The sequence below is a fragment of the Dyadobacter sp. 22481 genome (assembly GCF_052044875.1).
GTDB lineage: Bacteria > Bacteroidota > Bacteroidia > Cytophagales > Spirosomataceae > Dyadobacter > Dyadobacter endophyticus.
Genome location: NZ_JBQENV010000006.1, coordinates 63476 through 76772, shown reverse-complemented (window position 1 = coordinate 76772; position 13297 = coordinate 63476). Strand labels below are relative to the sequence as shown.

10 protein-coding genes are annotated in these 13297 nt (G+C 49.8%); 5 read left to right on the top strand and 5 right to left on the bottom strand.

Translation table 11 applies throughout. The annotated features are described in order from the left end of the window. Nucleotides 1-6 precede the first annotated feature (6 nt). The 4 genes from ACTJJJ_RS30215 to ACTJJJ_RS30200 all read left to right on the top strand — a co-directional run bounded on the left by ACTJJJ_RS30215 (nucleotide 7) and on the right by ACTJJJ_RS30200 (nucleotide 5196). The gene (locus ACTJJJ_RS30215) at nucleotides 7-2112 is read left to right on the top strand and encodes a ComEA family DNA-binding protein (protein ID WP_440703765.1); all 2106 of its coding nucleotides are present in this window, start codon (nucleotides 7-9) and stop codon (nucleotides 2110-2112) included. Nucleotides 2113-2174: 62 nt separating this feature from the next. Further along, entirely contained in the window at nucleotides 2175-4328 is a 2154-nt protein-coding gene (gene recQ, locus ACTJJJ_RS30210) for a DNA helicase RecQ (RefSeq protein WP_440703764.1), read from the top strand. A 44-nt stretch (nucleotides 4329-4372) separates the two neighbouring features. After that, nucleotides 4373-4756: a RidA family protein gene (locus tag ACTJJJ_RS30205; RefSeq protein WP_188939170.1), complete on the top strand. Its 384-nt coding sequence runs from the start codon at nucleotides 4373-4375 to the stop codon at nucleotides 4754-4756. A gap of 257 nt (nucleotides 4757-5013) precedes the next feature. Next, on the top strand, nucleotides 5014-5196 hold the full coding sequence (locus tag ACTJJJ_RS30200; RefSeq protein WP_229223370.1) for a hypothetical protein: 183 nt from the start codon (nucleotides 5014-5016) through the stop codon (nucleotides 5194-5196). Nucleotides 5197-5235: 39 nt separating this feature from the next. On the opposite strand, the gene ACTJJJ_RS30195 is transcribed toward ACTJJJ_RS30200, so the two are convergent. From ACTJJJ_RS30195 to ACTJJJ_RS30175, 5 genes are all read right to left on the bottom strand, one after another. After that, nucleotides 5236-9036 carry a DEAD/DEAH box helicase gene (locus ACTJJJ_RS30195; RefSeq protein WP_440703763.1) on the bottom strand — a complete coding sequence of 1267 codons (3801 nt, stop codon included), beginning with the start codon at nucleotides 9034-9036 and terminating at the stop codon, nucleotides 5236-5238. Nucleotides 9037-9125: 89 nt separating this feature from the next. Further along, nucleotides 9126-9569 (bottom strand): NUDIX domain-containing protein, encoded by a 444-nt coding sequence (locus tag ACTJJJ_RS30190; protein ID WP_440703762.1) that lies wholly within the window; start codon nucleotides 9567-9569, stop codon nucleotides 9126-9128. Nucleotides 9570-9628: 59 nt separating this feature from the next. After that, nucleotides 9629-10213, bottom strand: a complete 585-nt coding sequence (gene lpcA / locus ACTJJJ_RS30185) for a D-sedoheptulose 7-phosphate isomerase (RefSeq protein WP_188939174.1) — start codon at nucleotides 10211-10213, stop codon at nucleotides 9629-9631. A 26-nt stretch (nucleotides 10214-10239) separates the two neighbouring features. Next, nucleotides 10240-10896, bottom strand: coding sequence for a tRNA (5-methylaminomethyl-2-thiouridine)(34)-methyltransferase MnmD (mnmD, locus tag ACTJJJ_RS30180; protein ID WP_426292462.1), 657 nt, complete (start codon nucleotides 10894-10896; stop codon nucleotides 10240-10242). 29 nt (nucleotides 10897-10925) lie between these two features. Beyond that, on the bottom strand, nucleotides 10926-12194 hold the full coding sequence (locus tag ACTJJJ_RS30175) for an aspartyl protease family protein (RefSeq protein WP_440703761.1): 1269 nt from the start codon (nucleotides 12192-12194) through the stop codon (nucleotides 10926-10928). A gap of 302 nt (nucleotides 12195-12496) precedes the next feature. On the opposite strand from ACTJJJ_RS30175, the gene tpiA reads away from it, so the two are divergent. Further along, the gene (tpiA, locus tag ACTJJJ_RS30170; protein ID WP_188939177.1) at nucleotides 12497-13258 is read left to right on the top strand and encodes a triose-phosphate isomerase; all 762 of its coding nucleotides are present in this window, start codon (nucleotides 12497-12499) and stop codon (nucleotides 13256-13258) included. The last annotated feature ends 39 nt before the right edge of the window (nucleotides 13259-13297 follow it).

Below are 13297 nucleotides of genomic sequence, written 5' to 3'. Positions count from 1 at the left end.
AGATCGATGAAAACCACATACGCTTTTGATCTTCAAGGGTTTCCTTTTGGCTATTCCCTGTGCATAACCGCATTGCTTTCCATGGGCATGGCAATACTTGCGGCTGCCCAGGAGCCGCCCCGAAGCGAAATCGACATCAACCGCTTCATCGCAGAGCTCTTCCCGATCCCACCAGACGACAGCGAAGAACTTTACGAGACGCTTTTACAGCTCTATGCCAGTCCGCTCGACCTCAACGCTGTCAATCCCGACGATCTGGCGGCCCTCTTCATCTTAAGCGAGAAGCAGCTCCGTTCATTTTTCGAATACCGCGCAAAGGCCGGTGCATTATTGTCACTTTATGAACTGCAAGCCATTCCTGAGTTCGACATTTACACCATTCGCAGGTTACTGCCATTTGTAACAATCAGTGCCAAAGCGGTTTCCATTCACGATGCATTAAAAAATCCCGGTCAGCATTTCCTGATGTTCCGGTCGGGAAAACTGCTGGAACAGCAGAAGGGTTTTGCACCATTGGATTCGAACGCTAATTCCATTACCCGGTACCAGGGGCCACCCTTCAATGGCTACCTCCGCTACCGTAATGCCAGGAACGGTGCATATAGTTTTGGAATGACATTGGAAAAAGATTCCGGCGAAGAATTATGGCACTGGAATGCAGGACGACAGATTTTTGGGATTGATTATACTTCTTTTCATGTGCAGATCATCGACAGGGGAAGGCTTAAAAATTTGATTGTTGGAGATTTTCAATTGCAGGCCGGGCAGGGCATGGTTATGGGCGCCGGATTTTCGCTTGGCAAAGGTTCGGAAGTGATTCGATCTGTTTACCGCAGCACAACCGGTTTAAAACCTTACACATCCGCTACGGAAGCCAACTTCTTCCGTGGCATCGCAGCCAGTTGGAGCTTTGCCCGGCGTACCGACATCACCCTTTTATTTTCAAGAACAAAACGGGATGCGACGCAGGGCTCCGACAGCATTCGTTCCAGCATTACTACCTCGCTGCCCATTACCGGTTACCATCGCACACCTTCCGAAATTGAGAAACATAATGTCCTTCGGGAACAGAATATCGGCCTGCATTTAATACATAAACTGGCTGCACAAAAGGGTCAGTTCGGGATAACAATGCTTCATACCGGCTATGATTCATTTATCCGAAAGCGCGATCTGCCTTACAACCGGTATGAATTTTCAGGCAGACAAAACCTGATTGTAGGCCTGCATGGCGATTATCGCTGGCAGAATATCCATTTTTTCAGCGAAGCGGCCATTTCAGGAAGCGGTGGTACCGGCGCGATCGCCGGCCTCATTGCAAGCGCCGGCAGGAAGCTCGACTTTTCCGCCATGGCCCGGCATTATGCGCGCAACTTTCATACATTCTACGGCAATCCCATCAGCGAAGCCACCCGGCCCATCAATGAACGCGGCGCGTATGCAGGTATCCGCTGGTCACCTTCGCGGAAGTGGCAGTGGAGCGCCTATTTCGACTATTTCCGGTTTCCGTGGCTGAAATTTCAGGTCGATAAGCCCTCCCGCGGCTTTGACTACTTCGTGCATTTGCTATGGAAACCCTCAAAACGGCTAAATGCTTATTGGCTGTTTCATGAAAAACATAAGCAGATCAATGACCCGGCGGCAGAGGACAATGGTCCAGCGTTGATCCATTCTGTTAAACGAACTGCCGTATTCAACATCGACTATGAAATTCCGCTCAAATGCGCGTTCCGGACGCGGCTACAATATGGCGGGTTAAAAAACGCGCATTCAAAAGGTTCCAACGGCTTCACAATCGTCCAGGACGTGAGCTGGCACCTTTCTAAACTCGAAGTCAGCGCCCGGGCGGCATTTTTTAAAACCGACGATTATGATAGCCGGCAGTATGTGTACGAGAAAGATGTGCTGTATGCATTCTCGATACCGGCCTATTACAACACTGGCACCAGACATTTTCTCATGCTGCGTTATGCCGTGTCAAAACAGCTCAAAATATGGCTCCGGTGGTCGCAAACGCGGTATTCGGATATTGAAAAGATTAGTTCGGGACTCAATGAAATCGAAGGAAACAAACGCAGCGAGGCAAAGTTGCAGGTGATGTATCAGTTTTGAAAGCCTATTTTTGCACCGCGAAAGGAAATTCTTTTTGAGTAAATACCATTAATCAGTACAACATGCCCAACAACAAACTTGAAGCGTTAAAAAAATATTTCGGATACGACTCCTTTCGCCCGCAGCAATCCGAAATCATCGACACCATCATGGCCAACCGCGATTGTATGGTGCTCATGCCTACCGGCGGTGGTAAATCCGTCTGTTTTCAGATCCCTGCCGTGCTGCGCGACGGGCTCACGGTGGTAGTCTCGCCGCTGATCGCCCTGATGAAAGACCAGGTGGAAGCACTGCGCGGAAACGGTATTACGGCTGCCTTCCTCAACTCCACCATCTCGAGCACCGAACAGGACCAGATCATGTGGAAAATCAAGCTAGGTGAATTGAAACTGCTCTATATCGCGCCGGAAAGGCTTTTCGCAGGAAATACATTTGATTTGCTACGCGAATGGAATGTGCAGCTTTTCGCGATCGACGAATCGCACTGTATTTCCTCCTGGGGCCACGATTTCCGGCCGGAATACCGCCAGCTGAACCTGTTGAAACAACGCTTCCCCGACGTCCCGATCGTCGCGCTCACCGCAACGGCCGACCGCGTCACACGCCGGGATATATTGAAACAACTCAATATCGAGCACGCCGAAACCTTCATTTCCAGCTTCGACAGACCCAATCTGAGCCTGAATGTGCTGCCGGGAAGAAAGCGTATCGAGCAAATTCAACGCTTTATCCACAAACATGAAGGCCAGCCGGGGATTATTTACTGCCTCAGCCGCAAAGGCACCGAAACCGTGGCCGCCAGTTTGCAAAAGGCCGGGCTCCGGGTCGCATACTACCACGCGGGCATGACGGGCGACAAGCGCTCGCAGGTGCAGGAAAATTTCCTGCGGGATGATATTCAGGTAATTGTCGCGACCATTGCATTTGGAATGGGGATCGATAAATCCAATGTCCGCTGGGTGATCCATTATAACTTACCATCTAACGTCGAGAGTTTTTATCAGGAAATCGGCAGGGCGGGGCGCGATGGTGCCAATGCGGATACGGTGTTGTTTTATAGCTACCTTGACATTATCACGCGGCAGGACATGATCAACAATTCGGACCAGTCGGCGGAACAGAAGGAACTGTTGCACGCCAAACTGAACCGCATGAAACAATACGCGGAAGCCGATATTTGCCGTCGCCGCATTCTTTTGAATTATTTCAACGAGCCGGTCGACCACGACTGCGGCAACTGCGACGTGTGCCGCAACCCGCGCATCCGCTTCGATGCGACCATCATCGCGCAGAAAGCGTTATCGGGCATCGCCCGCACCGAGCAAAAAGTGGCGATGGGTATGCTTGTCGATATTTTACGCGGCAGCCGCAACCGGAATATCATTCAACATGGCTACGAACGGCTGCCCACATTTGGCGTGGGCCACGAGCTGCGCAGCGACGAATGGTCGGAATACCTGAGCCAGATGCTGAACTCCGGCGTAATGGACATCGCTTACGACGAGGCACATTCGTTCAAGCTGAATGCGGTAAGCTGGCAGGTGTTAAAGGGTGAAAAGCAGATCGAATTGGTGAAATTCATCCCGCTCAGCGAGCGCAAAGCAAAAGAAGAAGAGCTGGTCCCCAAGGAAAAACCGAAACAGGAGATCATCCGCGATGCACTTTTCGAACGCCTTCGCCAACTTCGCAAAAAATTGGCGGATACGCTGGGCGTGCCACCGTACGTCGTTTTCAGCGACGCTTCACTTTCGGAGATGGCCCAGAAAAAACCTATTTCCGAAGCTCAAATGAAAGCCGTCTCAGGCGTCGGGGCCGAAAAGTTTCGTCGTTACGGGGAGGCATTCATCAATGAAATCCTCGATTTCGCACGGGAAAACAATGCACCCGGCACACGCGTTATGAAGGGGATGACTTTCGTGGAAACCTACGATTTCTACAAGGAAGGCTATTCCGTGAAGGCGATTGCCGAGAAGCGGAATCTCAATCCGGTGACTATCATCTCGCATTTGGTAAAACTCAAAGAGGACGGCCACGGCATTGACTTGAAATCGCTCATCGAGCCCACGGCCTACAAAACCATCATCGACGCCGCAGAAGAAATCCAGGTCGGTAAAAATGATCCGCTGAAGCCCCTGTTCGAATTACTGAACGAACGGTTTGACTACGGGCAGATCCGGCTGGCGCTGGCGATTTGGGAAGGCGAGCGGCAAAACTAATTCCGCGTGCTTATATTTACTTTTTTAAATACTTAACCATCAATATGTCAAGACAAAATATACTCTCAGGCTCTCCGTGGGAAGACAAAATGGGCTATTGCCGGGCAGTTCGGATCGGGAATATCATTGAAGTTGCCGGAACGGTCGCCATTGTGGACGGGGAAAAAGTGAAGGCCGATGACGCCTATGCGCAAACGAATAATATCATCGAGCGCATTGAAAAGGTATTGCAGGATGCCGGTGCCAGCCTTGCCGACGTTGTTCGCACGCGGATTTTTACAACAGATATTTCCCTTTTTGAGGACATTGCGCGCGCACATGGTGCGTATTTTGGCGAAATTAAGCCCACCACAGGTATTTACGAGATTAGCAAACTGGTATCGGCCGACTACCTGGTTGAGATCGAATTTACAGCCATAGTCCAGTAATATATTGGAAAGTTTAAAAAAAGCCTGTTTCCTGAATGGAAACGGGTTTTTTTTGTGACCATTTTTAATTTCTTCCAACCTTTTGGCGCGAAATTTGCTCTCTGTGGAGGTGTTGTCTGATTTGGAACCCTAAACAATAGACATCTCTTGACATGAAAAATGGAATTACTCTTCTAGTTGCCTCAGTTTTACTGGTTCTGTGCGTAGTGCAAAAAGAAGCCCGGTATGGAACGGCCCAGTATAAAAGTGTAGAAAAAATGTACAATTATCCATCGCCGGATACGAAGATTGCGATTTCGGAATCGCGGTATGAGGGTGAATTGTTGAGCGATGTGCAGCGCTTTGAATTCGCTGATTCCTTGAAATCGGAACCGACAGCCCGGATTGCCAACCAAAGGTTATTGAATATTGCTGCGGGCAGCAAAATGCTCAATTACTGAACCCATATTTCGATTCAGTAATTGAGCTGATATTCGATTTTAGCTGAACAGCCCCATAATATCTTCCTGGCTCAGCTTCTTGATAAAGCCGGATTCCCCGCCGACCAAATCTTCTGCCAAATCCTGCTTGCGCTGCTGCAACAACAGAATCTTCTCTTCAATCGTATCCTTGCAGATCATTTTATAGGCAAACACCTTGCGCGTTTGTCCGATACGGTGCGTACGGTCGATCGCCTGGCGTTCCACGGCAGGGTTCCACCACGGATCGACGAGGTAAACGTAGTCCGCTTCGGTGAGGTTAAGCCCTACCCCGCCTGCTTTGAGGCTCATCAGGAACACGCGGCAAGTATCATCGCTTTGGAAACGGTTCACACGTCCTGCGCGATCGACAGTCTGGCCGTCGAGGTATTCGTAAGGGATATTCACCTTTTCCAAATGCTTGCGGATTAGATCCAACATTCCCAAAAACTGGCTGAATATCAATATCTTGTGGTTCGAAGCATTTTCCTCGATTTCCCGCGTAATTTCTTCCAGCTTCGCCGATTCGCTGCCAAAATCCTCATCACCCGACAGAATAGAAGGCGAGTCGCATATCTGGCGAAGTTTCAGCAATGCTTCGAGAATGAGGAAGCTGCTTTTGTTAAGCCCTTCGGTAGCCAGTTTCTCGGCAATCTCCTGGCGGTAGCGCTCGCGGAATGTGTCGTACACTTTCCGTTGCTTATTACCCATCTCGCAGAACAGGATCGTTTCGGTTTTGTCCGGTAAATCGGTCGCGACTTCTTCTTTCGTACGTTTGAGCATAAATGGATACACGAGCTTTCGCAACTCGGCCGCCTTTTCCTTGTCCTGGTATTTATCGATCGGCGTCGCATACTCCGTTCGGAAAAAGTCGGCATGGCCGAGCATTCCGGGGTTCAGGAATTCAAATTGCGAGTACAAATCAAATGTATTGTTCTCGACAGGCGTACCCGTCATGGTCAGGCGGTTGCGCGCACGCAGTAAGCGCGAAGCCTTGGAGGTAAGCGAATCAGGGTTTTTGATCGCCTGAGCTTCGTCGAGGATAATGTAGTTGAAGTCGAACTGCCTCAGTAGCTCGACATCGCTCCGCATGGTGCCGTAAGTCGTGAGGATAATGTCGTACTCGCGGAAAAAATCGATGTCTTTCCTTCTCGACATCCCGCGATGAACGTATAATTTAAGGTCCGGTGTAAATTTCGCCGCCTCTGCCTGCCAGTTGAAAATCAGGGTTGTGGGAACTACGACAAGGTTCGTATAGTTCGGTTCCAGGTTCTTCTGGTTTTGCAGGAATGTCAGCATTTGCAGGGTTTTACCTAAACCCATATCATCCGCCAGACATCCGCCCCATTGAAACTCGTCGAGGAAGTGAAGCCATTTGTAACCCTCTTCCTGATACTGCCGGAGCGTCGCCTGGATATTCTGCGGAAGTGGTACCGACGGGATTTGTTTAAAATTGAGCAGTTTTTGTTTCTTCTCCCAAAGTTCGCGGAACACGTCTTCGTTATCGATCTCCGAAACCAGCTCGTCGATCAGCGAGAAATGGATTTTGGATAAATGGAGCTGATCGTCGTTCACGCGGCCAAACTGCATCAACGGTTCGAGTTTCGCTATCCATTCATCGGGAAGCACACCCAGCGAACCGTCCTGCAACTGAATATAATTCTGCTTTTTGAGTAACGCCTTTTTCGCGTCAGCCAATGTCACTGTCTGGTCGCCGAAAGTGATCTCGATCCGCATATCGAACCAGTCGATACCCGACGACGTGTGCACTTTCACCGTCCCGCGGTTGGGGTTGAAGCGCATTTTTTTCAGATCTTTAAACCCAAAAATGTCGTAATGCTTCTTCTTGGCGGCATCCACAAAATTGAAAAGCCAGCCGTTTTTCATTACCTGCTCAAACGGCACGTAGAAAAACGGTTGCCCGGTTTGGTGTTCAAAACCGGGGTGCAATGCTTTTGCCCAATCCCACACCTCATTCTCCGCCTGAACGTCGCGTTCAAGCATGGTAATCTGGTTATTATCAAAACTGGTCCTCGTACGGCGCTGGTCGTGCAGCAGTTCGAGTTCTTCCCCCTTTCGTTGCTCGGTTGTGCCGTTTTCTTCCAGATACACATACGAAGGAACGATCAGTAAGTTTGCTTCGTCCTCTTTCAGGTAAAATTTCGGTTTTTGGAAAACCAGCGGGGATGTTTGTATCTGGTGCCTTGTCTGGAAAATTACATCGAATTTTTCTGACACCGGAATAATCCAGTCTCTCAGGAAATCGTCACCAAAATCCTTCTTAACCCTTATTTTAAATCCGTTCTGGCTCAGGTAAGCCACCATTTCGGCCTCGCTGATACCCGCCCAGCGGAATAATGTCTTCTCATTGTAAAGCCCCAGCCAGAAGCTGTCGAGCGACACCACTTTCTGCAATTCCAGCGGCGTGCCTGGCTTGATTTCTACGTAGGGATTGAGGGTAATGAACTCCTTGTCTTCTGTGAGCACAAAAAACAGTTTCACCGGCTCGCGGTGCAGTTCGAGCTGCGTTAGCTGGTGATTACTGGTCACATAATCGCCGTCGGCCAGGAATAGCCGGTCGCCATCGAGGTCATTGAAAACACGGGTAAGCTGTTTGCCGACGTAATTGCGGGCTTCGTAACGCTGATCGGCTTCCACATCGTCGAAATGCAGGTACGCGTTGTATGCCCAGCCTTGTTTACGAATGAATTTTTGAAGCCCCTCTTCCCAATGCTTCGCCATACGTACAAGTCGCGCGTCGGACTCTGTCAGAACGGGGATTTCATCTGCTGAATAATAGTGGCTCGACCCACCCGCTATATTGCGGATATTGGTAACCTTCTCGGATTTGGCACTGAATTTGACGGAAAAAACCCCGAAACCAATGTCCAGCAAATGGTTTTTTCCCTTCGGCCAAAACACAAAAATAGAAACCCGGTCCTCGTCGTCCTGCCCGTTTTCCGTCAAAGTCACGGCAAAAGACGACTCCTGTGCGGGCAATATGCGTTCGCGTAACGATTGCCAGTCCTGGTAGGCACCTACTTTCTGGATGGCCGGATCAAGCTTGGTCAAATGCAGCCCGCCGTCTTCGTCGAGCCGGAACTCGAATTTATCTTTGTATTGATCTTCAAGCGAATAGCCATATTCGGCCAGCAGATTGCTTTTTTCGACAGTGAGGTCGCGCATTACCTCGAATGCTTTCTCGCCCAGTTCTTCGCGGAGTTTGAGCAACGCGGCCAGCTTGTGCTCGCAGAGCGGCACCCAGAGTTTCTGGTTGCAGGTACAGGAAGTCTGAATCTGGCGGGTGCCTTTTACGCGCCGGAATGTGGTCATATACTCCTGATCCCTATCCGTCACCTGGCATTCCGCCTCGCCTTCCTTCGCCGATACGATCTCCACCGGGCCCACGTTCCCGCGGTTCTGCCAGGTTTCGTCGAGCACCATGCCGCGCAACTGCATTTCTCGGATTTCCTGCAATTCGATCGTCGTGTTGGCCATCTCATGCACAACCTGCTTGATCGTCGGCATTTTGTCGAGAATGTACAAAATACTGGCCACACGGTGTTTACACAGCCCGGCTTTATCCGGACAGGAACATTCGGTGGTTATTTGCGGTGTGAGAAAATCGCGGATGAAAATCTGATAGTACTGGATCGAATAGTCGCTTTTGACCTTGAACTCAGCATTACCGGGGCCATTATAATCGAGTTTGGAAACTTTTAAGCCGCCACTGCTATAAATGGAACGCCCTCTTGATAGTACATCCCGCTCCGCCCGTCTCAGCAAGAAGTTTGATAATTTCTCCTTCTTTTCGTTTTCCATTTACCCTGCTGCCTATTAAAAACGCAAAAGTACGGTATGTTTCTGTCTTATAGAAACGAACGGAGAAGTATTGACCCGAACTATGTAGTTTATGAGCGCACATAAGGCTGATCGATGACACCAATATGCCCCGAATGCAGCGCGTCATTGCAGAATGCAGCGATCTGCGGGCCTACATTGGGATATAAATGCCTTGAAGAAAGCGATGAAACCGGCAGCCACACGATTTCCAGTGCCGTAGTATGCGCCGGATCGAGCACCGGGGTGCCCTTTGTTATATTTGCATTAAATACCATGTGCAGCGTCTCTTTCCGCACTTCATGCCAGATCACTTCGCCGCAAGACACCATTTTCCCGACCTCAACTCCCACGCCCAGTTCCTCCATCAGCTCTCGCGCCAATGCGTCCGAAAGCGATTCGCCGGGGTCGGGATTACCTCCTGGCAATGCAAATACCTCCTTTTCGCCATAGCAATAGCGCAGCGTGAGGATCTTGTCGTTTTCGAGAATGATAGCGGATGGACGGACGTTCATAATTGTGTGCTTAAATCATGATGACTATTGCTCAATAAACAAACTTCCGGCCATAACTCTTACTCCCGCAGCACCATTTTTTCGATCAGGAGCATGAAAATGTGGATCACCTTGATATGAATTTCCTGAATGCGGTCGGCGTAACCGAAATGCGGCACGCGGATTTCAACGTCGGCCACGCCCGCGAGCTTGCCCCCGTCCTTTCCCGACATGATGACGATCTTCATGCCTTTTGCCCTGGCAGCTTCGGCAGCGCGAATGATATTTGCGGAGTTTCCGCTCGTGCTCAGCCCAAGAAGCACGTCGCCTGGCTGACCCAATGCTTCAATATATCTTGAAAACACATATTCGTACCCGAAATCGTTGCTGACGCAGCTCAGATGGCTCACGTCGGAGATCGCGATGGCAGGCAGTGCGCGGCGGTTATCGCGGTAGCGGCCGGTTAGTTCTTCCGCGAAATGCATCGCGTCGCAATGCGACCCGCCATTCCCACAGGAAAGGATTTTACCGTTGTGGATGATCGCCTCGGCCATCAGACCCGCTGCTTTTTCGATCTTTTCAATCTGTTCGGGATCGCTCAGGAAACTGTCCAGAACAGTTTGTGCTTCTTTAAGTTCCTGGCTAATAATGCTTTGATAATTCATGCTAATATCTGATTCTATTAAATCTTTTAAAGTCTGATGGCTTTGAGAACGTGTGTCTTCCGGCCCGGGCCCTTATGCCGCTCTACGATAAAGCCCCCTGCTCGTAGCGCCCTTTTAACGATTCCTTTCGAAGAATATGTTACTAATACGCCTCCCTGCGACGTTTGGGCCGCTATTTTGGCAAAAATTTCTTTCTCCCAAAGCTCGGGTTGGGCCCGCGGGTCGAAAGCGTCGTAGAAAATAACGTCAAAAAATCGCTCCGAGGTGAAGTCCTGCACGGTGGTTTGCTCCTTTTGGAGGCTAAAAAAAGGAGAAATGGCCGTTTCTGCGCCCCAAGGCGCGTGGTGCAGCTGCATAAAACCGGTGGCGCCGGAAGCTTCCTCGTAATTCAGTTGCGACGCTTCCAGCAACGACACAGGATAGGCCTCCACAGATGTGTAGAAAACCTGTTTTTGGAGGCTATCGGCCAGCTTCCAGGCGAGGAAGGCATTCAGCCCGGTACCGAAGCCCATTTCAAAAACGTAAACCGGTCCCGAAGCATTCTCCAGGACCGGCTTTAAACCGAGATTGATATATATGTGCTCCGATTCCATCAGGGCACCTTGCAATGAATGGTATTGCTGCTTGAACTGCGCACTGAACAACGAATGCGAGCCGTCTTCGGTAATGATGAAGCGATCCAAATGGCCGGGTTTTAGTTTGGCCAAAAGTACTAAATCATTCTGCGCAGTGTGACCTGGGTAAAGAAAATATCGCCTTTCCGTTTCACTAGCAGGTCCACATTTTTGCCATCGCCCCGCTGCAAAAGCTTGTATATTTCGCTCACATTGAGCTCCGAAGCGGAGTGATCATCGATAAACAGGAGCTGATCACCTTCCATCAACCCGGCGCGTGCGGCCGGAGAATCGGTTACGACGTGGTTGACGATGTAACTACGCAGGTCCCTTCCTTCCGCACGGATTTCCATCCCGCTCATATCATGCTCGAATTTCTCGCGCAGGCGACTTCTGATCGGTTTCAGCACCATATAGTGCTCGCCGTAGTTGAATGTCACTTTGAAACGGCGGAGCAGTTCGCAACCGATATTACCCTGCCGCTCGGCTCCGGCCCGGATTTTCGAACCGAATGCGATACTGTCGGGAAACGAGGCTACCACATTATTCAGCTCGAAACGGCCCAACCGCATTTTATCGACACGGCCCAGGTTGCCATTAATAACCCCGTTCAAACCCCGGCCCAACTGCGCGCGGATCACCTTTTCCGGTAAGCGGAAGGTTTCTTTGCGCGTATTGTTGAGAAGCAAGGCGTGGCCTGCACCGGTGTCGATCAGCACCCGGATCGGATGCTCGCGGCCATCGGCAAAAAGCGTCACCGCGTCGGTAAATGGCTTGGTATCCTCGATGATGAGCGGGTGTTTGTCGCCTTTGCTGGTTTTGTACTTGTACCTGTCCGGGCGCATCAGCAGTATTTCTTTTTTGGCAAAATCGATCGTTACGACGAAGTTGTTGAAGATTTCATACCCAAAAATCCCATGCACAGGCACGCCCACGTATTCAGAAAGCCGCAGGAAATCCTGTTCGAGGATCACGATATTCTGATGATTGGCTTTAAGCCTGCCCATCGAAAACTTATTATCGATCGCGACATGCGCCGAAATGGATGCCCCCTCGCCCGCACCTGTGAGGTTCACCTTGCGGGTCATACGCAGCTTGTCGGCTTTGAGGACGTTCGGATCGGTGATGATGATGGAGCTAACGCCGGTGTCGAGGATAAAACGCAGTGAATCATTGTCGTTGATCTTCGCGTAAAGCAATATAAGATTGGAATGCAGCTCGAACGGGATGCGTGCTGTTTTGTGGTTTTTGTCTAAAAAATAACCATACTTTTCCTCTGATACAGGGGGAACGTCGCTGGAATGGCCGAATGTTAGGGTGTGGGTAAAAAGTATGATCGCTGCTATGAACCACTTAGACGTTTTCATCGTGGCCTCCTTTCTTTAAGTACTATGTGTCAAATTCTGTCCGCAATATCATTTTAAACACTCTGATTATAAATGACTTAGTAAGTTGATTTATATCCTTCGGTGTACGTTAAGTGTCGAAATCAGTCCAATCGGTTAATTCAAGTAAAAATAGCTCAATTTGCATTAATAAAACACAAAAAAATCTCGATATGTGCAAACTTTTCGACATTTTTTTGATCACATATATATAATCACGTAAATGATGAAAATATGGTACTTTTGTTGCGTAAAATGACTTTTTCCATAATAAAAATTTTCTCATGCGAAAAAAAATTGTTGCCGGTAACTGGAAGATGAACAAGGTTCTGGATGAAGCGGTTGCGCTTACTTCGGAGCTCGTTAATATGGCCAAAGACGAGGTCCGGAATGACGCGAAAATCATCCTTTGCCCTCCTGCGATTTACCTTACTACGATTCAAAAATATATCGAGAACGAGCCCAACTTCGCGTTGGCCGCTCAAAACTGCTCCGACAAAGTTTCGGGAGCATTCACCGGTGAGATTTCCGCACAAATGCTGCAATCGATCGGTGTACAATATGTGCTGATCGGCCACAGCGAACGCCGCCAGTATTTCAATGAAACCAATGCACTGCTTGCAGAAAAAGTAAATACCGCATTGGCCAACGGCGTTTCTCCAATCTTCTGCTGCGGCGAGTCACTCGAACAGCGCCAGAATGACGATTATATCGGTTTTGTGAAAAACCAGCTGACCGAAAGCCTTTTCCACCTTTCGGAAGAACAATTGAAGTCGGTTGTGATCGCCTATGAGCCTATTTGGGCCATTGGAACGGGCCTTACCGCCTCGGCTGAGCAAGCGCAGGACATGCATGCGGCATTGCGCGCGCACATCGCGTCGAAATACGGTGCGGATGTAGCCGACGAAATTTCCATCCTCTACGGGGGAAGCGTTACAGCAGCCAGCGCTCCCGAACTGTTCGCAGCCCCGGATATCGACGGCGGCCTGGTAGGCGGTGCTTCGTTGAAATCACGGGAGTTTACCAATATTATCAAGGCGAGATAGTCGGATTGTCATCCTGAGTGTGACAATAGTGCTCGCTCA